Source organism: Sorangium aterium (genome assembly GCF_028368935.1).
GTDB lineage: Bacteria > Myxococcota_A > Polyangia > Polyangiales > Polyangiaceae > Sorangium > Sorangium atrum.
Map to the genome: position 1 here is coordinate 1,347,564 of NZ_JAQNDK010000001.1, position 20,637 is coordinate 1,368,200.

11 protein-coding genes are annotated in these 20,637 nt (G+C 71.7%); 3 read left to right on the top strand and 8 right to left on the bottom strand.

The genetic code is table 11. The annotated features are described in order from the left end of the window. The first annotated feature begins 297 nt into the window (after positions 1 to 297). Positions 298 to 1,272, top strand: a complete 975-nt coding sequence (locus POL72_RS04930; protein WP_272093845.1) for a CIA30 family protein — start codon at positions 298 to 300, stop codon at positions 1,270 to 1,272. Here POL72_RS04930 and cobT read toward each other — a convergent pair. The 6 genes from cobT to POL72_RS04960 form a co-directional block, all read right to left on the bottom strand. After that, positions 1,224 to 3,071, bottom strand: a complete 1,848-nt coding sequence (gene cobT, locus POL72_RS04935; RefSeq protein ID WP_272093846.1) for a nicotinate-nucleotide--dimethylbenzimidazole phosphoribosyltransferase — start codon at positions 3,069 to 3,071, stop codon at positions 1,224 to 1,226. The genes POL72_RS04930 and cobT overlap by 49 nt on opposite strands. Before the next feature lie 185 nt (positions 3,072 to 3,256). Then, positions 3,257 to 4,900, bottom strand: coding sequence for a flavin-containing monooxygenase (locus POL72_RS04940; protein WP_272093847.1), 1,644 nt, complete (start codon positions 4,898 to 4,900; stop codon positions 3,257 to 3,259). A gap of 100 nt (positions 4,901 to 5,000) precedes the next feature. Continuing rightward, entirely contained in the window at positions 5,001 to 6,218 is a 1,218-nt protein-coding gene (locus tag POL72_RS04945) for an MFS transporter (RefSeq protein WP_272093848.1), read from the bottom strand. Further along, positions 6,215 to 6,754: a glycine-rich domain-containing protein gene (locus POL72_RS04950; RefSeq protein WP_272093849.1), complete on the bottom strand. Its 540-nt coding sequence runs from the start codon at positions 6,752 to 6,754 to the stop codon at positions 6,215 to 6,217. The genes POL72_RS04945 and POL72_RS04950 overlap by 4 nt, the downstream gene beginning before the upstream one ends. A 2-nt stretch (positions 6,755 to 6,756) precedes the next feature. Continuing rightward, on the bottom strand, positions 6,757 to 8,028 hold the full coding sequence (locus POL72_RS04955) for a phenylacetate--CoA ligase family protein (protein WP_272093850.1): 1,272 nt from the start codon (positions 8,026 to 8,028) through the stop codon (positions 6,757 to 6,759). A 136-nt stretch (positions 8,029 to 8,164) separates the two neighbouring features. Further along, positions 8,165 to 8,395 carry a hypothetical protein gene (locus POL72_RS04960; RefSeq protein ID WP_272093851.1) on the bottom strand — a complete coding sequence of 77 codons (231 nt, stop codon included), beginning with the start codon at positions 8,393 to 8,395 and terminating at the stop codon, positions 8,165 to 8,167. A gap of 330 nt (positions 8,396 to 8,725) precedes the next feature. Between POL72_RS04960 and POL72_RS04965 the strand changes: the two genes are divergently transcribed. Then, complete coding sequence (locus POL72_RS04965) at positions 8,726 to 9,622, top strand: SDR family oxidoreductase (protein ID WP_272093852.1); 897 nt, start codon at positions 8,726 to 8,728, stop codon at positions 9,620 to 9,622. A gap of 441 nt (positions 9,623 to 10,063) precedes the next feature. After that, complete coding sequence (locus POL72_RS04970) at positions 10,064 to 16,411, top strand: DUF4215 domain-containing protein (protein ID WP_272093853.1); 6,348 nt, start codon at positions 10,064 to 10,066, stop codon at positions 16,409 to 16,411. Between the two features lie 186 nt (positions 16,412 to 16,597). Here POL72_RS04970 and POL72_RS04975 read toward each other — a convergent pair whose 3' ends face one another. Together POL72_RS04975 and POL72_RS04980 are read right to left on the bottom strand one after the other, a co-directional pair. After that, on the bottom strand, positions 16,598 to 17,857 hold the full coding sequence (locus POL72_RS04975; protein WP_272093854.1) for a PEGA domain-containing protein: 1,260 nt from the start codon (positions 17,855 to 17,857) through the stop codon (positions 16,598 to 16,600). Continuing rightward, on the bottom strand, positions 17,854 to 20,637 hold the full coding sequence (locus tag POL72_RS04980; protein WP_272093855.1) for an FG-GAP repeat domain-containing protein: 2,784 nt from the start codon (positions 20,635 to 20,637) through the stop codon (positions 17,854 to 17,856). The genes POL72_RS04975 and POL72_RS04980 overlap by 4 nt, the downstream gene beginning before the upstream one ends.

Below are 20,637 nucleotides of genomic sequence, written 5' to 3' on the forward strand. Positions count from 1 at the left end.
GCAGCGCCGTGACACGGTTGACGTCACAGGGCTGTCGCCGGGGAGCTCGCCAGAGCTGCCGAGTCGCCAACAGGCGATGGAGGAGGCTTCCTCACGCCGATATATCATGTAGGGAACGGTCGCCGCGCGCTGCCGAGCTGCCTTGATTCGACAGGCTGAGCAGCGCTGCGCCGGCGAGGGGCCGAAAGCCGCTGTCTCGCGCCCGCGCCGCGGCGGCTCGCGTCGCGACCGACGCGCTTCCATTCTGGCACGCAGCGTCCTATCGTGATTGGCCGAAGCTTCTCGGAGATCCCTTCCATGACCATGAACAGCAAGCTAGCTTTTGCGCGGTGGACCAGCGGGTGCCTCATTGCGGTGCTCGGGGTTGGATGTGCCCAGATCTTCGGCTTCGATAAGTCATACGAGGTAAGGAACGGCAGCGCCGGAGGCGGGGGCGCCGGAGGCGAAGGCGGCACCGGCGGTGCGGACGCGGGAGGCGGGGGCGCTGGCGGCGAAGGCGGCGCCGGCGGCACGGACGCGGGAGGCGGGGGCGCTGGCGGCGAAGGCGGCGCCGGCGGGGATGCGGGAGGTGGAGGAGCAGGGGGCGGATGCCCGGCGCCGCCGCTGGGCGACCCCACGCTGGAACTGTCGTTGATCGACGACATGGAAGATGACGACCATTTCATCATCGAAGTGGAAGATGAAACGAACCCACGGCAAGGGCTCTGGTTCGTGGCGAACGATGGCAAGGGGACGCAGACGCCCGGAGTCGGCGAGCAGTTCGTGATGAGCCTCCTCGAAGCGCCGCGCGGCGAGAGCACGCTGGCAGCGCACGTCGTGGCCGACGACCTGTTCGAGAGCTGGGGAGCCCTCTTCGGCTTCCAGCTGAACAGCGCTTCGTCGTCCCAGCTGGGCCTCTACAACGCCTCCGAGTTCAGCGGCGTCACCTTCTTTGCCTACGCCGACAAAGGCTCCTACAACAAGGTCCTCGTGGACGTCGTCGACACGCAGACCTGGCAGGATGGCGGCGTCTGCACCTCTGCTGACGGCGGATGCAGCGATCACTTCACCAAGACCATCTCGCTGACGAATTGCTGGACTCAAATCAAGGTGCCCTTCGCCAGCCTCAAGCAGTCCGGCTGGGGCCAGACGTTCGAGGCGGTCGACCTGACGAAGATCTGGGCCGTCCAGTTCCGCTTCGCAGCGAGCCGTCAATTCAGCGTGTGGATCGACGACGTGGCGTTCTACAAGGATCCGGCGCCCGAGGCGGAGACGGAGACCACGACCCCGTGAGCGCCGGAGCTGCGCGCGAGCTCGCGACGAGGGTCGAGCCCGCTCAGCGTCGAGACGCAGGCGCCGACGAGGTGCAACCCGAGCACGGCGCCGATCCCCTCGCCCACCCATAGTCCCTGATCGAAGAGCGGCTCGAGCCCGAGCTCGGTGAGCGCGAGGGCCGCCGCGGGCTCGGCCGAGCGGTGCGCCGCGAGGAGCCATGGCCGGAGCGCCGGGGCCATCCTGACGGCGCAGAGGGCCGCGGCGCACGCCGTCAGCCCATCGACGACGACGCCCACGCGAAGCCGCGCGGCCTCCAGCGCGAAGCCGGCCATCGCGGCGATCTCCAGCCCGCCGACCTTCGCCAGCACGTCGAGAGGGTCCGCGGGATCGGGCGCGTGAAGCGCGAGCGCGTCGGCGACGGCGCCGGCCTTGCGCGCGACGCCCTCCGCGTCGAGGCCGGCGCCCGGTCCCGCGAGGCTCGCCGGCGGCGCGCCCGTGAGGGCGCACAGGATCGCTGTCGCCGCCGTCGTGTTGCCGATCCCGATGTCGCCGACGCCCGCCAGCGTGACGCCCTCCGCGGCGAACGCGCGGGCGGTCTCGGCGCCGGCCCCCATCGCGCGAGCCGCCTCGTCGCGCGTCATCGCCGGCTCGCGCCGCAGGTTTCCGGTGCCGCGCCGCACCACGCGCGGTACCAGCGGGACGACCGGCGCACACGGCAGCGCCGAGAGATCGCCCGTGAGGCCGACATCCACCGCCACGAGCCGCACGCCGTGGCGCGCCGCCAGCGCCGAGACCGCCGCGCCCCCGGCCATCACGTCCGCGAGCCTCGCCGTCGTCGCCGACGAGGGGTGAGCGCTCACGCCCTCGGCGACGACGCCGTGGTCCGCGCAGAACACGGCCAGCCCCGGCGCGGGCGACGGGAGCGGGATCTCGCCACGCACGCCGGCCCACCACGCCGCGAGCTGCTCGATCCGCCCCAGGCTGCCCGCCGGCAGGCCGAGCGTGGCCTGGTGCGCACGAGAGGCCTCCATGGCGGCGGCGTCCAGCGGTTGGATCGCCGTCGTCCGGAGCGATGAGCGCGGCGCCTCGCTCGCGCGGCCCGCCGCCGGCGTGGCGGCGTCCTCGCGGTCTCGCCAGATGCCATGTTCGTGGACGACCTCATCGAGCGCGCGCCGCTCTCGCCAGCCGCTCTCTTCCAGCATCGGCCGCCGCCGGAAGGCGACCGGGTGGCCCAGGCAGAGATACGCTATCGGCTCCACGCCCGGCGGGAGGCGCAGCTCGGCGCGGAGGACGGCGGGCTCCACGATGCTGACCCAGCCGACGCCGACGCCCTCGGCGCGCGCGGCGAGCCAGAGGTTCTGCACCGCGCAGCACGCGCTCGCGCGCACCGCCTCCGGCTGGACGATGGTGCCCAGGATCGCCTCCCCCCGAGGCCTCAGGTCGACCGCGACGCACACGTTGAGCGACGCCTCGAGGATCCCCTCGAGACGGTAGGAGAGGTACTGCTCGCGCCGGCCCGCCGGAAAACGGGCGGCTTCCGCCTGACGGCAGCGAAGGAAGCTCTCGCGGATGCGCGCGCGCTGCGCCTCGTCACGCACGACGACGAAGCCCCAGGGCTGGGAGAATCCCACGCTGGGCGCCAGGTGCGCGGCCTCGAGGATGCGCCGCAGGACAGCCCGGTCGAGCGCGCGCCCGGGCTCGAACTGCCGGACGTCGCGGCGCAGGGCGATGACGTCGTAGACCGCCTGCCGCGCGCCCTCATCGAAGGCGACGACGGCCTCCGGGACCAGATACGACGGTTCGTGTGTGGCTGGCACCGCGGTCAGCTACCACGATCGCCAGGCGATGGGCAGCCGACGGCCGCGCGCTGCAGATGGCCCCCCTCGCGCGTCTTCCTTCGCGCCAGCAAACGGCGCCGGTGGGGCTGGGCGAGCGAGAGCCGCCGTGCTCGGCCTCCGCGCCGATCGCGCCCATCACGAGCGCCCTCCCCGGTTGGACGCGGCTACCCTGCTCTCGACAGGCAAAACCCCTCGTATCCCCGAGCCGCGACCGCCTCGCACCGCTTTCTGTAGGCGCCGACGCCCCCGGCATAGGGCATGAGGACGCGCGGCTTGCCAGGGATGTTCGCCCCGACGTACCAGGAGCTGGCCAGCGGATACAGCGTGCCGTCGGCCACCTCTCTTGCGTGCGCGACCCACCCGTCCTCCGCCTCGGCCGTGGCCTCGATGCGCGCGAAGCCGCGCTCTCGCAGGTAGGCGATGCAGTCCGCGATCCATTCCACGTGCTGCTCGATGGAGACGATCGCGTTGCTGAACACGGACGGGCTCCCAGGGCCGGTGATCGTGAACAGGTTCGGGAAGCCGGCGATGGCGACGCCGAGGTACGTACGCGGGCCGTCGGCCCACCTCGCCTCGAGCGGCTCGCCGCCCCTCCCGCGGAGCGCGATCCGGGTCAAGGCGCCCGTCATGGCATCGAAGCCCGTGGCGAGCACGAGGCTGTCGAGCGCGTACTCGGCGCTGCGCGTCCGGATCCCCGCCTTCGTGATCTCCTCGATCGGCGACGCCCTGACGTCGACCAGCGTGACGTTCTCCCGATTGAAGGTCTCGTAATAGCCGGTGTCGACGCAGAGCCGCCGGGTCCCCAGCGGATACCCCCTCGGCGAGAGCGCCTCGGCGACGTCCGGGTCGCGGACGGTCGCGCGGATCCGGGATCGGACAAACTCGGCGGCGGTCTCGTTGGCTTCCCGGGACCGCATCACGTCCGAGAACGTGGCGAGGAAGCCGGTGCCGCCCTGCTCCCAGCGAGCCTGATACGCGCGCTCCCGCTCCTCGGGCGACACCTCCAGCGCCGATCGCGGGTCGACCTCCATGATGACCCCGGCGCGCGTCTCGCGGGCCCTCTGCCGGTGCTCCGCGTAGTTCGCCTTCATCCACGATTCGTGAGCGGCCTCCAGGGGCGCGTTGCGCGCGGGCACGCTGAAGCACGGCGTCCGCTGGAAGACGAAGAGGCGCGCCGCCTGCTCGGCGATGGCGGGGATGACCTGGACGCCGGACGAGCCCGTGCCGATGACGCCGACGCGCTTGCCGGTGAAGTCGACGCCGCCGTGCGGCCAGTGGCTCGTGTTGTATCGCTCGCCCCGGAACGCCTCGAGCCCCTTGAGATCGGGCACCTTCGCGGCGGACAGGCAGCCGGTCGCCATGATCAAGAACCGGGCGGACACGCTGGCGCCGTCGTCGGTCCGGATCACCCACCGATCCGTCGCCTCGTCGAAGGCAGCCGCGGTCACCCGCGTCCGGAGCTGGATGTGCGCGCGGAGCTCGAACCTGTCCGCGACGTGCTCGAGATAACGCAGGATCTCCGGCTGCGTGGCGTATCGCTCGGTCCACGTCCATTCCTGCTGGAGCTCCGGAGAGAACGAATAGGAGTAGTCCATGCTGGCGATGTCGCAGCGCGCGCCGGGGTAGCGGTTCCAGTACCAGGTGCCGCCCACCCCGGCGCCCGCCTCGTAGACGCGGACCGAGAGGCCGAGCCGGCGCAGGCGGTAGAGCATGTACAGGCCCGCGAACCCGGCGCCGACGACGACGGCGTCGAGCGGGCCGACGGGCGCCGGGTCGCCTCCTGAACGATTCGACTGCATGTCAGACATGATGTTCACCTCCCTCTCCGGACATGGGCGCGCGAAAGGCGCGAAAGGTGCAAAATGCGCAAAATGCGCGAAACGTCGATCGCGGCCCCGCGCGATCGCGTCAGAGACGCGCGCCGCCCTGCGCTGGCGCCGGGCGTGAGGCGCGGTGGACACGAAGCGCAAGCGCCATCAAGCCCAGGACCAGCGCCACCCCGAGGTGCACGAGGCCGCTCCACCCCAGCGCCGCCAGCAGCGCGCCGGACGAGAGCGACGCCGCGCCGCTGGCGGCGAACACGCACAGATCATTGACGCCCTGCGCCCGGAAACGCTCGGGACCCGAGCGGCTGCGCGCGACAAGGGTCGTCGCGGTCACGAACACATAACACCATCCGACGCCGACCAGCGAGAGCCCGACCAGGTGCCCTTCGAGCCCTGGAGCCAGGCTGATGACGAACCCCGCGAGCAGGAACAGCAGCCCGAGCCCCTGGAGCGCCGCGATCGACATCCGCTTCAGGAGGGCGCCGACCGAGAGCGAAGGCAGGTACATGCTCAGGAGGTGCACCTCGATCACCCAGCCCGCCTGCCGGATCGAGCTCTGCTCGACGCCGCACATCTGGAGCGGCGTCGGCACCATGATCAGGCTCATCACCAGGAAAGCGCCGGCGCCCATCGCCACCATGGGCCAGTAGAGCGCGCGAGCCCCCGCCTCGGGCGCGGCGGAGGCCTCCGCGACCCGCGCTTCCTGCGGCCGGTACGAGGCGAACGCGAGCGCCGCGACGACCTGGAGCGCCGAAAGGACGAGCAGGGCAGAGGGCAGCTCGCTGGACGTCCGCCCTTCCAGCAGGCCGAAGAGCGAGATCCCAGGGACGATGCCGAGCGCGCTGGCGAGCTGGATCATGGTCAGGAGGCGCGGCGCCCTGTGGCTCTCCTGCCCTTCGAGGATCGCGAAGCGGTACTGCTGCACGAAGGCGCCGTGCAGGCCGACGCCAGAGACCGCCGCGCAGAACAGCGGGAGATCGGAGCGGTCCACCGCGCGCGCCGCGAGCGCGAGGCAGCCGGCGGACAGGAGCGCCGCGGCGATGAAGCAGGGCTTGCGCCCGAAGCGGCGCATCAGCTGGCTGGCCGGCCAGGTGCCCAGGGCCGAGGACAGCACGAGCACGGCGACCGGGAGCGTCGCGAGCCGCATGTCCCTCGCGAGCCGCTCACCGACCACGCTGCCGGCGAACTGGACCGACACCACAGAAGCGATCCCCAGGACCTGGCAAAGCAGCAGGACCAGCGTGTTGACGGACGTGGCGGGCGCGGGCGAGGGCGAGACGACAACAGCCTGACGGCTCAAGTGACGCGCTCCACGCCAGGCAGGGCGGCCCCGTCTCCCGCGTCGAGCGCCGCGATCGCCTCGAGAGAGAGGCCCAGGCGCTGGTGGAGAAAGCGCACCATCGTCCAGTGAGGCAGCGCGCCCTCGTCGAAGGGGCCGAACTCGTCCCGGTAGAGCGGCAGCCAGCGCAGCGCCTCCTCGATCGCCTGCTCCCGGCTGGCCTGCGCCTCCTGATAGTCCTCGTAGGGCAGGCTGCGGTGATGGATGAAGAAGCGGCCCGGGAGGCGCTCCTCGCACAGCTCACGGTACTCCCGCGTCTGCAAGATCAGGTAGTGCCAGACCTCGTCGATCGCCTGCTCCACGGGCAAGAACAGCCCGGCCAGCGGCTCCGGGTAGCGCGATATCAGGTAGAGGTACCGCAGGCATTCGAGCACCTGGCGCTCGACGGTCGCGGGCTCCTCGCCGGTGGTCCGCACGAAATGGCGCACCACGCCGGAGAAGAACGCGCCGTCGAGCAGCGCCTTCAGCGCGGCGGCCGTCGCCCTGGGTCGTTCCATCGTCACGAGCCACCTCGCTCCGCGGCCTCGCCGCCCTGCACCAGCCATGCGTACTTCCCGGACTTGCCGATCGCGATGTGGGCGCGGTGATCGAGGACGCAGTCGAGGCCGGCGCCCTCCCAGATCCGCTCTCGCAGCGCGCGCGCCGCGGCCAGGGCGACGGGGGCGCCGTCGAAGGTTGTATAGAGCAATCGGCCCCGCCGCTGTCCCTCCGCGTGGAGCTGATAGACGAAGATGGACGGCGCGGAGACGGCGATCCAGTCGTCGAGATCGGCCTGCGAGATCGGGCCCCTCGGCTGCGCCCAGAGGAGCTCCCGCTCGCGCCCGCAGAACCGGCGGATCCGGAGCGGATCGGGGGAGCCGTCGACCGTCTCGGCGCAGTCGCCCGAGCGATAGCGGATGAGCGGCATGCAGGGGTTGCGGACGCTCGAGACGATGAGGCTGTAGATCGCGCTGCCCTCCTCGACAGGGATCAGCTCGAGGTGCATCTGGTCGAGGTGAGGCCAGTAGCGGCCGTGACGATCGCTGTAATACAGATATCCGAGCTCCGTGCTGCCGAACAGATCGACGATCGGGCACTCGAAGTGCTGCGCCAGGAACCGCCGCACGTTCCTCGGCGTGAGCTCGTAGGCGTGAACGATGCTGGCCGGCCTCGGAAAGCGCTCCCACGCTCCGAAATCGAGCGCCTTCTTCACCAGGTGAGCCAGGTGATAGCCATCGCAGTCGACGTGGTAAAGGCGTCGCGGGTGCGCCTCCCGGACGGCGGTCATCTCGGCGAGCATGCGCTCGACGTCGCCGCGATCCCAGAGCGCCGGGTCGAGCCGCAGGTTGATATAGAGCGTCCGCGCGTCGAGCCGGCGATCCTCGAGGCTGGGGAGCGCCGGCACCTCGGCGCCGCGCCGCCTCGCGGCGAGCCGCGCCACGTGCTCGGTCGCCAGCACCGTGGTGATCGAGGCGCGCTGGCAGCCCTCATGCCAGGTGACAGCGATGTCGGGGTGCTCGCTCCACAGCCGGTAGTACGACTTCAGGAGGAAGAACGGCGGGCGGATGATCTGCATCCGCGCGTGGTTGGTCCCTGTCGAGAGCACGAGCTCTGCCTCGCCGACCTTCAGCGCCTCGGCGAGCCTCGGGGTCATCCAGTTGTCCGGAAAGCCTCTTGCGATCTCCGGCTTCTCCAGGATCGGGAAGGAGCCCTCCTCGATCGACTGGCGGTAGATAGGGATGTCCCTGACCTGATCGATCATCGCTGCGAGCGTCGGTCCGTGGGTGTCCATCGGTCGACTCCAGGAAGAAGGTTGAACGGCCATCGAGAAGCGCAGCACCCATCCTTCCGGGCGCGCGCGAGCGAGGCAGAAGACCACGGAAAGAAGAACATGGTCCTGCCGCCTCGCCCGCGCCCCCGGAGCCCCGTCAGCTGATACAGCCGGCCTTCTTCGAGATACAGCCTTCCTTCCGCGAGATGCAGCCGGCCTTCTTCGAGATGCAGCCTTCCTTCCGCGAGATGCAGCCGGCCTTCTTCGAGATGCACCCTTCCTTCCGCGAGATGCAGCCGGCGTCGAGGCTCGGCCCACCGGACGAGTTGGCCGCAATCCACTGCTTCCAGAGACGATCCTGGGCGATCTGGCGAATCAGGTGTTCCATTCGAACCTCCGATGATGTGATGGTGGACGATGCAACCACGGCGCACACGTCCACAACCCGCGCAGGGCTGCGGTCGTGGGCTCGACGGTCCGGCAGACACGCTTTGTGAGCAGCCCGACCGTCTGGCTGACTATACGGTTCAACCCAAAGGGGTCAAGGAGGGCAATCCGCGGGTGCATCGCGCCGCCCGGCCATCTAACGAGTCGATCGCTCCAGGCCCAGTGGAACTATTTCGGCGCGCAGAAGCGAGACGATCGCCGTTCGCCGGTTCCGCCGGGTGGATCCAGCGCGATACGCTCCTTGCTCCCCCTTTCGAAAGCGAGCGCGAGAATGACCCGAGAGCTCCGTTCCCTCATCACAGGTTCCAGCAGCGGCTTCGGCCGCGCGACCGCCGTCACCCTCGCCCGCGCGGGACACCGCGTCTTCGCCGCGATGCGCGCGATCACGTCGAAGAACGCGGGGCCGGCGTCCGAGCTCGCGGAGCTCGCCGCGCGCGAGGGGCTCGCGCTGCGCGTGATCGAGCTCGACGTGACGAGCGACGCCTCGGTCGACGCGGCCGTGGCGCGCGTGCTCGACGAGGCGGGCGGCGTCGACGTCGTGATCAACAACGCGGGCGTCCTGTCCCAGGGGCCGCTCGAGGCGTTCACGGTGGCGCAGGCCGAGGCCACGTTCCAGGTGAACTACCTCGGCGCCGTGCGCGTCAACCGCGCGGTGCTGCCCGCGATGCGGCGGCAGAAGAGCGGCCTCCTCGTCCACGTGAGCAGCGCCGTCGGGCGGGTCGTGACGCCGCTCTTCGGCCACTACAGCGCGAGCAAGTTCGCGCTCGAGGCGATGGCCGAGTGCTATAGCTACGAGCTCGCGCCGCTCGGGATCGACGTCGCCATCGTCGAGCCGGGCGCGTTCCCGACGACCGGCGTGATGGCCAACGCGATGCAGGCCGACGAGGCCCGAGCGGCGGAGTATGGCCCCCTGTTCGCGCTCGCCACCGAGCTGTGGAAGCCGGTGATCGAGACGATGAAGCGCCAAGGCCCGCCGGACCCGCAGCAGGTCGCGGACGCGATCCTGAGGCTCACGGCGCTGCCGGCCGGGGAGCGGCCGCTGCGCACCGTGCTCGACCCGCTGGGCAACGGCGCCGTGGAGGAGATCAACCGAAAGACAGCGGACGTGCAGCGGGCGTACATCGCGTGGATGGGCCTCGGCGGCGTGCTCGGGCGAGCAGGCGGATAGCGCGCCGTCGCCGGGATCCGCGGGGCGCGGAGATCTCCGCGCCCTCTTGGGACGCAAACCATCTCCGACGTCCCGTCGCAGAGCGAATGTCAAGACCGAACCGGGTTGCCAGCCTGGCCCGCGCGCCCGTGCACCAGCAGCTGAAATGAAACACCGTGTCCATCCGTCGCTGCGTCGCGCAACGCGCGTCATTCGTCAGCGGCGCTCCGCAGACTCCGCTGCGAACGGGAACCCGCGCGGGAGTGGCCGAGTGGCGCAGGATGAGGTGATTTTCGCCTAGAGGTGCGAAGGGCGGCCGGGCTACCCTGGAAACGGGTCGTCGGCCTTTCTGCCCGAGCGCAGCCGCTCGTGTTCGTCCTGGTCCTGCCCGAGCGCAGCCGCTCGTGTTCGTCGAGGTGTGTCGTGAGTTTGAGAACGTCTTATCTGGCTTTGGCCGTTGGATTGCTGCAAATAGTCGCCGCCTGTGGTGGGGGCGCGCCCTCCACGGGCGAGCCTGGCACAGGCGGCGCGGGGAGCGTGACCTCCAGCGGCTCCGGCGACGGCGGCGCCGGCGGCAGTGACTTCGGCTCGGGCGTCGCCTCCGGCGGCGGCGGAAGCGGCGGCGGGCCCGATCCCTGCGCCGTCGACGACCCGCCCCCCGAGTGCCTCTTGCCCCAGGAGCCCGCCTGCGGCGACGGCGAGATCAACCAGGCCAGCGAGGCGTGCGACGACGGCAACAGCCTGCCCGGCGATTGCTGTTCCGGTCTGTGCGAGATCGAGCCTTACTGCGCGTGTCCGACGCCCGGCGCGCCGTGCGTGCTGACCATCGCGTGCGGCGATGGCGTTGTCGATCCCGGCGAGTTCTGCGACGACGGCAATACCGCGGACGGCGACGGCTGCAGCGCAGACTGCATCTTCGTCGATCCCTCGTACGTCTGTCCGAGGCCGGGCGAGCCGTGCACGCTGCTCTACGACTGCGGCGATGGCCGCGTGAACGGCTCCGAGGAGTGCGACGACCGCAACGAGAGGTCCGGCGACGGCTGCGGCGCGGACTGCAAGCGGGAGGCGGGCTTCGTATGCCCGAAGCCCGGGGAGCCGTGCGAGCGCCTGCCGGTCTGCGGCAACGGCATCAAGGAGGCCGGCGAGCTCTGCGACGACGGCAACGCCGCGAGCGGCGACGGCTGCTCGAGCCTCTGCCGACAGGAGTCCTTCTACGTCTGCACGACGCCGGGGCAGCCCTGCGAGCTCCTGATCCGGTGCGGCGACGGCGCGGTGGATCCGGGCGAGATCTGCGACGACGGCAACACCCAGGACGGCGACGGCTGCAGCGCCGACTGCAAGACGCTGGACCCGCTTTACGCGTGCTCCGAGCCGGGGAAGCCCTGCATCCTCCTCTATCGCTGCGGCGACGGGCGCGTGAACAACGGCGAGCAGTGCGAGGACGGCGACGACCCGCCCGCGTCCGGCGACGGCTGCAGCGCCACCTGCATGCGCGAGCCCGGCTTCGTGTGCTCGCGGCCCGGGCAGCCGTGCGAGCGCCTGCCGGTCTGCGGCAACGGCGCCCTGGAGAGCGGCGAGCAGTGCGATGACGGCAACACCGCGAGCGGCGACGGCTGCTCGAGCCTGTGCCGGCAGGAGGCCTTCTACACCTGCCCGACCCCGGGTCGGCCCTGCACCCTCCTCTACTGGTGCGGCGACGGCGCGATCAACCCGGGCGAGGTCTGCGACGACGGCAACACCGTGGGCGGCGACGGCTGCAGCGCGGATTGCAAGGCGGTCGACCCGATCTACACCTGCCCCAAGCCGGGTCAGCCCTGCACCCGCCTCTACTGGTGCGGCGACGGCCGCGTGAACGACGGCGAGCAGTGCGAGGACGGCAACACCCGGAGCGGCGACGGCTGCAGCGCCACCTGCATGCGCGAGGAGGGGTATCAGTGCAGCCGCCCCGGTCAGCCGTGCACCCGCCTTCCGGCCTGCGGCAACGGCCTCAAGGAGACCGGCGAGCAGTGCGATGACGGCAACACCGCGAGCGGCGACGGCTGCTCGGGCCTGTGCCGGCAGGAGGCCTTCTACAACTGCGCGACCCCGGGGCAGCCCTGCGAGTTCTTGATCCGGTGCGGCGACGGCGTGCTCAGCCCGGGCGAGGTCTGCGACGACGGCAACACCGTGGGCGGCGACGGCTGCAGCGCCGACTGCAGCGGGGTGGACCCGATCTACACGTGCACGACGCCGGGTCAGCCCTGCACCCTCCTCTACTGGTGCGGTGACGGCCGCGTGAACGACGGCGAGCAGTGCGAGGACGGCAACACCCGGAGCGGCGACGGCTGCAGCGCGGACTGCATGCGCGAGGTGGGGTATCAGTGCAGCCTGCCGGGCCAGCCGTGCACGCGGCTGCCGGCCTGCGGCAACGGCCTCAAGGAGACCGGCGAGCAGTGCGATGACGGCAACACCGCGGGCGGCGACGGCTGCTCGAGCCTGTGCCGGCAGGAGTCCTTCTACAGCTGCCCGACCCCGGGGCAGCCCTGCGTGCTCCTGTTCCGGTGCGGCGATGGCACCGTGAACCCCGGCGAGCTCTGCGACGACGGCAACACCGCGGGCGGCGACGGCTGCAGCGCGGATTGCAAGACGGTGGATCCGGCGTACGTGTGCCCCGAGCCGGGCAAGGCCTGCGTCCTCGTCTTCCAGTGCGGCGATGGGCGGGTGAACAACGGCGAGGAGTGCGACGACGGCGGCAAACCGCCCGCGTCGGGCGACGGCTGCACGGCGAATTGCCGGCTCGAAGCGGGCTGGATCTGCAAGCCCGGCCAGCCCTGCACCGTGAGGACCTATTGCGGCGACGGCGCGGTGCAGCTCGGCGAGCAGTGCGATGACGGCGGCGGGGAAAACCCTGTCGGCGGCGACGGCTGCACCGCGCAGTGCAAGATCGAGGTCGGCTGGACGTGCCCGCCGGGCGGTGGGCGCTGCACCCCGCCGCCGCCGCCCGTGTGCGGCGACGGCAAGATCAGCGGCACCGAGGTGTGCGACGACGGGCAGAAGCCCCCGGCGAGCGGCGACGGATGCAGCGCCGATTGCCAGACTATCGAGGACGGGTGGGACTGCTCGCGCGTCGGGTTCCCCTGCAAGACCGTCTGCGGCGACGGCGTCAAGAACGGCGCCGAGCAGTGCGACGACGGCAATCCCTTCTCGGACGACGGCTGCGACGAGACCTGCCGGATCGAGCCCGGGAGCGTCTGCGACAACGGAGAGCCCCAGGATTGCACGGGCTTCTCCGTCTGCGGCAACGGCGTTCGCGAGGGGACCGAGGCCTGCGACGACGGCAACGGCAACTGGCGCGACGGATGCACACCGGACTGCAAGGGCGAGCCGAACTGCAGCGGCGGCGCGTGCATCTCGAAGTGCGGCGACGGCATGCTCCTGCCGGGCGACGCCACCGAGGCGTGCGACGACGGCAACACGGTGAGCGGCGACGGCTGCTCCGCCACGTGCACGATCGAGCCGGGCTACACCTGCGCCGTTCAGCCCAGCGAGATGCGGCTGCCGATGGTCATCCGCGACTTCATCGGCTGGTGCCCGACCTCGTACGACCGCACCGTCAGCAACACCGCGTGCGACAACAACCTGAACGACACCCTCGTCGGGCACTTCGATTTCGAGATCGATCCCAGCGGCAATCAGATCGACAAGATGGTCCAGCCGACGCTCGACGCCGCCGGCAAGCCCGTCAGCAGGTTCGGCCCCGGCTTCGTCACGCCGAGCGACGCGAACGGGTGGACCACGGGGCAGAACAACTTCCAGTGGTGGTACCGGGACAACGCGACGTACAACAGGACGCTCGTCACCTCCATCGAGCTGACCCCGCAGGCCGGCAGGTACGTGTACCAGCGGAGCCCGTTCTGGCCGGTGGACCCCACCCCGCCGAATGGCGATCCCGTGCTCAACAACCTGGTCTCCGCCAGGCTGGAGAAGGCGCAGCAGAGCAACCCCTCGCACAACTACTACTTCACGAGCGAGGTCCGGTACTGGTTCCAGTTCACGCCGAACGGCGCCGCGGCCGATCCGGTGCTCACCTTCTTCGGCGATGACGACGTCTGGGTGTTCATCAAGAACACGCTGACCGCGGACATCGGCGGCATCCACGGGCAACTCCAGGAGAGCGTGACCATCCTGGACAACGGCGACGCCCGCGTGACCCCCTGCACCCAGAACACCTGCCCTGCGGACGCCCGCACGCCCTACGACGTCGACCTGAACCTCGAGCCGGGCAAGGTCTACGAGATCGCGGTGTTTCAGGCCGAGCGCCACGTCACCGGGTCGAACTACCAGCTCACGCTGTCGGGCTTCAGCGCCGGCACGTCGGTGTGCACGCCGCAGTGCGGGGTCGACCCGCCGGTCGTGACGCCGGGCGAGGAGTGCGACGACGGCAGCAAGAACGGGACGGGCTACGGCCAGTGCAACAACTGCCAGCTCGGTCCGTACTGCGGCGACGGCGTCAGGAACGGCATGGAGACCTGCGACAACGGGGTCAACAACAGCACGTACGCCAACGCCTCGAACGCCTGCGCGCCGGGGTGCGTGGCCCCGCCCCGGTGCGGCGACGGCGCGGTCAACGCGCCGTACGAGGCGTGCGACCTCGGCTCCGGCAACACGACGAGCGGCTACGGCGGCTGCACGCGCGAGTGCCAGATCGGGCCGTACTGCGGCGACGGCAGGAGGAACGGCACAGAGGGGTGCGATGACGGCGTCAACGACGGCTTCTACGGCACCTGCAACCCGAACTGCACGCCGGCGCCGATGTGCGGTGACAACCGCGTCGACGCCGACTGGGGCGAGGAGTGCGACAGCGCGACCGACCCGAACTGCGTGAGCTGCCAGCGCGGCGAGCACTGCGGCGACGGGACCACGCAGCGGGACCTCGGCGAGGAGTGCGACGACGGCGTCAACGACGGCGGCTACGGCCAGTGCGGGCGCTCGTGCCTCTACGGGCCACGCTGCGGCGACGGCATCGTCCAGTCCGAGGAAGAGCGCTGCGACCTCGGCAGCGCCCAGAACACCGGCGGGTACGGCGGGTGCACCGCGACCTGCAACTACGGCCCGTACTGCGGCGATGGCATCAGGAACGGCGCCGAGGGGTGCGACGACGGCAAGAACGACGGCGCTTACGGCACCTGCAACGCGAACTGCACGGCGGCCCCGAGGTGCGGCGACAACCGCGTCGACACCGCGTGGGGCGAGGAGTGCGACAACGCGGCCGACCCGAACTGCCTGAACTGCCAGCTCCCTCCGCAGTGCGGCAACGGGATCACGCAGCCGGCCCTCGGCGAGGAGTGCGACGACGGCGTCAACGACGGCGGGTACGGCGAATGCGGGCGCTCGTGCCTCTACGGGCCGCGCTGCGGCGACGGCATCGTCCAGTTCGAGGAAGAGCAGTGCGACCTCGGCAGCGCGCAGAACACCGGCGGGTACGGCGGGTGCACCGCCTCCTGCAACTACGGTCCGTACTGCGGCGACGGCATCAGGAACGGCGCCGAGGGGTGCGACGACGGCAAGAACGACGGCGCTTACGGCACCTGCAACCCGAGCTGCACGCCGGCGCCGAGGTGCGGCGACAACCGCGTCGACACCGAGTGGGGCGAGGAGTGCGACAACGCGGCCGACCCGAGCTGCGTGAGCTGCCGGCTCCCCAAGCAGTGCGGCAACGGGATCACGCAGCCGAACCTCGGCGAGGAGTGCGACGACGGCGTCAACGACGGCGGGTACGGCCAGTGCGGCCCCGCGTGCCTCAACGGGCCGCGCTGCGGCGACGGCATCGTCCAGCCCGGCGAGGAGGACTGCGATCTCGGCAGCGCGCAGAACACCGGCGGGTACGGCGGGTGCACCGCGACCTGCGACTACGGGCCGTACTGCGGCGACGGCATCAGGAACGGCGCGGAGGCGTGCGACGACGGCGTGAACGACGGCACCTACGGCACCTGCGCTCCGGGCTGCACGCCGGCGCCGAGGTGCGGCGACAACCGCGTCGACGCGGACTGGGGCGAGGAGTGCGACAGCACGACCGACCCGAACTGCGTGAGCTGCCGGCTCGGCGCGCACTGCGGCGACGGGGTGATCCAGCCGCAGTTCGGCGAGGAGTGCGACGACGGGATCAACGACGGCGAGTACGGCAAGTGCGGTCCCTCGTGCATCTTCGGGCCGCGCTGCGGAGACGGCATCGTCCAGCCCGTGGAGGAGGACTGCGATCTCGGCGAGGGCAATAACAGCGGCGAATACGACGGGTGCGACGCCCTCTGCCAGTACGGGCCGTACTGCGGCGACGGCCGCGTCAACGGCGCCGAGACCTGCGACGACGGCGTGAACGACGGCTTCTACGGGAGCTGCATGCCCGACTGCAGCCCGGCGGCGAAGTGCGGTGACCGCCGCGTCGACGAGGAGTGGGGCGAGCAGTGCGATCCCCCGAACGAGGCCACGGGCTGCAGCAACAACTGCCGCCTCGGCGGGCAGTGCGGCGATGGCGTCGTCCAGCCCGGCGAGCAGTGCGACGACGGCAAGAACGACGGCGGCTACGGCCAGTGCGGCCCGCGCTGCCAGCTCGGCCCGCGCTGCGGCGACGGCATCCGCAACGGCCCGGAGCAGTGCGACGACGGCGACGGCAAGAACACCGGCGGCTACGGCAAGTGCGCGCCGGGCTGCGTCTACGGCCCGTACTGCGGCGACGGCAAGGTGCAGAGAGCCTACGAGGCGTGCGACGACGGCAACCGCACGGGCGGCGACGGCTGCAGCCTGACCTGCCAGTTCGACGGGTTCCCCAACTGATCGAGCGAAGGCGGGCGCGCGGGGCGAAGGCGTCGTTCGACGCCTCCCCCGCGGGCCCGCGACGCCCGCGCAGCGCCGCGCGTCGCTCGGGTCGACCTCCTCCCCAATACAGCCGCTAGCTCGCGATCGATCGCCGCCGCTCGTCCGCGACGGCCGCCCTCGGCGGCCCGGAGCGCTGCGGTGCCTTCACCAGAACCGGCCGACGAGCCCTGCCCCGCCGAGCCCCGGCCCGAGGATCGGCGCGGCCGAGAGCTCGAGCATCGGGCCGCCCGTGCGCGCGGGCGCGCGGTCCGTGCGCGCGGGCAGCGGCGGCGGGTTCGGCGTGTCGAACGCGTAGAACACGAAGCCGCCGAGGGCGAACGCCGCGGCCGTGCCGAACAGGCCCATGGTCGCGTTCGCGAGCTCGTCGCGCGTGTCGAGGTGAGCCTGGTAGTCGCCCAGCTCCTCCTCGGAGATCCCCTGCACCGCGCGCTTGTCCGCGATCTCGCGCGCCGTCTCCTCTTCAGCGAGGCTCGAGGTCAGCGTCAGCACGCCGACGCCGGCGGACAGGACCCCCACGGCGACGAGGCCATAGGACATCTTCCGCTGGAAGGAGCTCGAGAGGCTCACCTCGACGAGACGGCGCTCGCCGCGGCGGAGCGTCAGCTCGCGCGAGAACGGCGTGTGGCCGTTCTTCGTGGCGACGAAGAACCGCTTGCCAGGGGCGACCTGGAGGGGCGGCAGCGGCGTCGTGCCGACGAGGCGCCCGTCCAGCGTGACCTGCGCGCCGACCGGGGCCTTCACCTGGAGGAGCGCCGGCCGCTCGCGCAGCTCCCGGTCGATCCCGAGGATGTCCCCCTCGATCGCGACCACCTCGCGCTCCTCGTCGACGTGGCCGTCGGCCGTGATCTTGATCCGGTGCTTGCCCGGCTGCACCTCGGCCATCAGCGGCACGTCGGCCAGCGCGCCGCCGTCGATGGACACGCGGGCCCCCGCGGTCGGCGAGGTGACGTTGATGCGGGTCCGCGGCCTGACGTCGGCCGGCGTCGCCTCCGCCGCGGCGGGCGCGGCGGGCGACGACGGAGCGCTCGCCTCGAGGCGCGCGGCCATCACCCCGAGCTCGCTCAGGGCGTCGGTCGCGTCCGCTCGTCGCCCGCCCTGCGGGACCTGCTCCAGGTAGCGCCGGTAGTTCGCGATGGCCGCCCGCAGCGCCTCGGGGCTCTGCTCGACCACGTACAGGCGCCGGTAGGCCTGGGCCAGCGAGAACAGGAGGGCGGGGCGCGGCGCCTTCCTGTACGCCGCCTCGAACGACTGCACCGCGTCGCGGTACCGTGTCGCGGCGTAGGCCTGGGCGCCGGCGTTGTAGAGCGCCTTCGCCTGCTCGATGTCCTCCTCCGCCGAGGCCGCGCTCGGCGCGAGCGCGGTCGCCGCGAGGGCCATGAGCACGGCGCATAGCGAGGTCTTCATCGGCGGATCGGGACTCCTTCGTGGACGCGGAGCGCGCCGTCGCTGAGCACCGCGAGATCGTCGACCCCATCGCCGAGGACGTCGCACGTCGCGATCGCGGAGCCGCCGGGGAGGCCATCGAGCTTGCGGAGCTCGCGCTGGCCGAGGTCATGGCAGTCCGCCGCGCCCTCGCTGCACACGTCGAGCGCGTAGGCCGCGCTGCGCGTCAGCACGACGAGCGACCTCCCCGCCCCCGCGTCCACACGGGCGAAGTCGGCGCTGGTGACCTCGCTCGCCAGGTCCTCGAGACCGGGGTCGGGCGCCTCGAGCTCGATCGGCGCCTCGATCGCGCCATCGCCCGTGTTCCAGAAGACGGCGAGCCGGCTCGCGGTGATCCTGCGGGTACCTGGCGCCAGCTCGTACGCGATGCCCACGACGTCCGCGTGCCCGTCGCCGTCCATGTCGCCGGCGCGGAGCCCCCCGTACAGCCTGTGAGGCGCGGGCGCGAAGGCCGCCTCCGGCGCCTCGAAGGCGCCGCTCGCGCTACGGCGCACGAGGGCGATCGCGCCGGCCAGGGCCGGCGTCCCCGCCCCCGCCGCCGCGTCCTCCTCCGCGACCTCGATCGGCAGCGAGAGGACGAGCTCATCGGTTCCATCGCTGTCGAGATCGACGGCGACCCCATCCAGCGCCCACGCGGGCTCCCGGGAGGGAACAAGCTCCGCGGGGAGCGAGACGCGGTGCTTGGCCTCGTCGACCATGGCGATGGCGCCCGAGTCGACCGCCGGCAGGAGCCAGAGCTCGGCCGAGCCCCGGGAGGAGCCAGGGCTCGGAGGTGCGATCGTCAGCGAGGCGACCTCCGCCCGATCGCCCCCGAAGCGGCCGGCGATGCTCCTCACGGCGCGCAGCTCGCCTGCCTGCCGCACGTCGCCCGAGCGGACGAGCGGCAGCGGCGGCAGCAGCGACCGCGAGCTGCTGCCCTCGATGAGGCTGAACGCGACGTCCCCGCCGTGCGAGAAGAGCACGCTGATGTCGTCCACGGCGTCGTCCGGCTCGGGGAGCCGCACCGCCGCGATGTCGAGGAGCCCCTCGAAGGCGCCGAGCCGCACCGGCGGCTCCGGCGCCTTCATGTACCGGCCGAAGCAGACGGCCAGCGTCGGGTGATCCGCGCTCGACAGCGAGCTCCCGGCGCTCTCGGCGAACGAGAGGTCCGGCAGGAGGTCACCGTCGAAGTCGCCCACGACGAAGCTCGAGACGTTGCCCAGCGTCGGGATCTTGAGCTCGTTGAGCTTGAAGTCGGAGGCCTGCGCGCCGGGGACGCCGTTGAAGAACGTCAGATCCGTCGCGTCCGCGGAGCCGGCGACGACGTCGGGCGCGCCGTTGCCGGTCAGGTCTGCGATCACCGCGCTGGTCCAGCGCCGGCCGTTCGCCGGCGCGAGCCGGCCGAACTCGACCTGGTAGGGAGGAGACGGCCGGGCCTCTCCGAGCCTCACGGCGTCGGGGTCCACGATGTCGATCACGCCGTCGCCGTTGAGATCACCGATCGCGACGGGGGCCCCGAAGCCGGGCAAGCGCTCGGAGCTCATGTCGCCCGCCGGGTACGAGAGATCGCCGTACGGCGCCATGTCGCCGAACGCGCCGCCGCCTGCGCCCTCGGCGACGTCGAGCTCGTAGCAAGGCGCGTCCGCGGGCAAGCGGGAGTCAGGCTGCGCGCACGTGGCGCCCACGAGCAGATCGAGGACGCCGTCGCCTGTCACGTCCCGGAGGAAGGCCGCGCCCGCGAGCCGCGCGCCGGCCGGGAGCTCCACCGCTGTGTGCGCGCCGTCGTCCGGCGAGTAGATATGCACGGCCGAGTCGTCCGTGAGGGCGACGACCACCTCGTGGAGCGGGCCGCCGCCGAGCTCCGCGCTCGCGAGCGGGCCGGCGAGGTCGCGCAGCCCGCGCTGCCGATCGATGAGCGACAGCCGGCCGCTCTCCGACCCCTGCACGACGGCGATGACGTCCTCCGGCGCCGCCCCACGCATGTCGGTCCCGACGACCAGGGCGACCCACGTCTGTCCGTCCTCGCGCGTGCTTCCGACGGGCAAGAGCCGCGCGCCGCGGAGCGTCGTCGTCTCGGACGCCGCGCCGAGCAGCGAACCCAGGCGAAACACCGACGCGAGCACGGGGACCGGCGCGAACGTGCGGCCGGGCTCGCCGCTCAGGATCGCCACGCCAGGCCCCACGCTGAGCGCGATGTCCGTCGTCCCGTCGTCGGTGAGGCGCGCGAGCGCGGGCGTGTCCCCCGCGGAGGGGATCGACACCTGGGTCCCCACCGTGCTGTTCGCATCGAAATAGAGCGCCTCGAGGCTCGTCGAGCCGACGCCCACGAGGTCGCCGCGGCCGTCGCCGTCGAGATCACCCGTGATCAGCCGCTGCGCGCCGAGCGGCAGCGCGGCGCCGAGCGGCTTGAAATTGCCCGTGGAGACGCGGCACACGCGGTCGACCCCGCAGCCCCACCCGCTCGGGCACTCGTGGTCCACGTCGTCGCACGAGAAGCGGCACTCGTTCTCGCTTCCGGCCGGGTTGCACATGGTCTTCGAGGCCGCGCCCTGCGCATCCCGCGTCGTCACCTCGCAGGGCTCGCTGGCCTCGAAGCAGTCGCAGTCCTCGTTGCGCGACGGCTCGATGACGCCGTTGCCGCACACGCCCGGGGAGATCTCGCCGAGCTCCTCGCATCCGGTCGAGCCGGCAGCCGCGACGAGCAGCGCCGCGGCACCCCCGATCGCCCGCACCCGTCGCCTGAAGCTGGGCCGCGCGCGCAT

What these genes read in the sequence shown, in the direction of transcription:
- POL72_RS04955 (WP_272093850.1), bottom strand. Translation starts at nt 8,028, where the DNA reads ATGGACACCCACGGACCGACGCTCGCAGCGATGATCGATCAGGTCAGG.
- POL72_RS04940 (WP_272093847.1), bottom strand. Translation starts at nt 4,900, where the DNA reads ATGTCTGACATGCAGTCGAATCGTTCAGGAGGCGACCCGGCGCCCGTC.
- POL72_RS04960 (WP_272093851.1), bottom strand. Translation starts at nt 8,395, where the DNA reads ATGGAACACCTGATTCGCCAGATCGCCCAGGATCGTCTCTGGAAGCAG.
- POL72_RS04980 (WP_272093855.1), bottom strand. Translation starts at nt 20,637, where the DNA reads ATGCGCGCGCGGCCCAGCTTCAGGCGACGGGTGCGGGCGATCGGGGGT.
- POL72_RS04965 (WP_272093852.1), top strand. Translation starts at nt 8,726, where the DNA reads ATGACCCGAGAGCTCCGTTCCCTCATCACAGGTTCCAGCAGCGGCTTC.
- POL72_RS04930 (WP_272093845.1), top strand. Translation starts at nt 298, where the DNA reads ATGACCATGAACAGCAAGCTAGCTTTTGCGCGGTGGACCAGCGGGTGC.
- POL72_RS04950 (WP_272093849.1), bottom strand. Translation starts at nt 6,754, where the DNA reads ATGGAACGACCCAGGGCGACGGCCGCCGCGCTGAAGGCGCTGCTCGAC.
- POL72_RS04975 (WP_272093854.1), bottom strand. Translation starts at nt 17,857, where the DNA reads ATGAAGACCTCGCTATGCGCCGTGCTCATGGCCCTCGCGGCGACCGCG.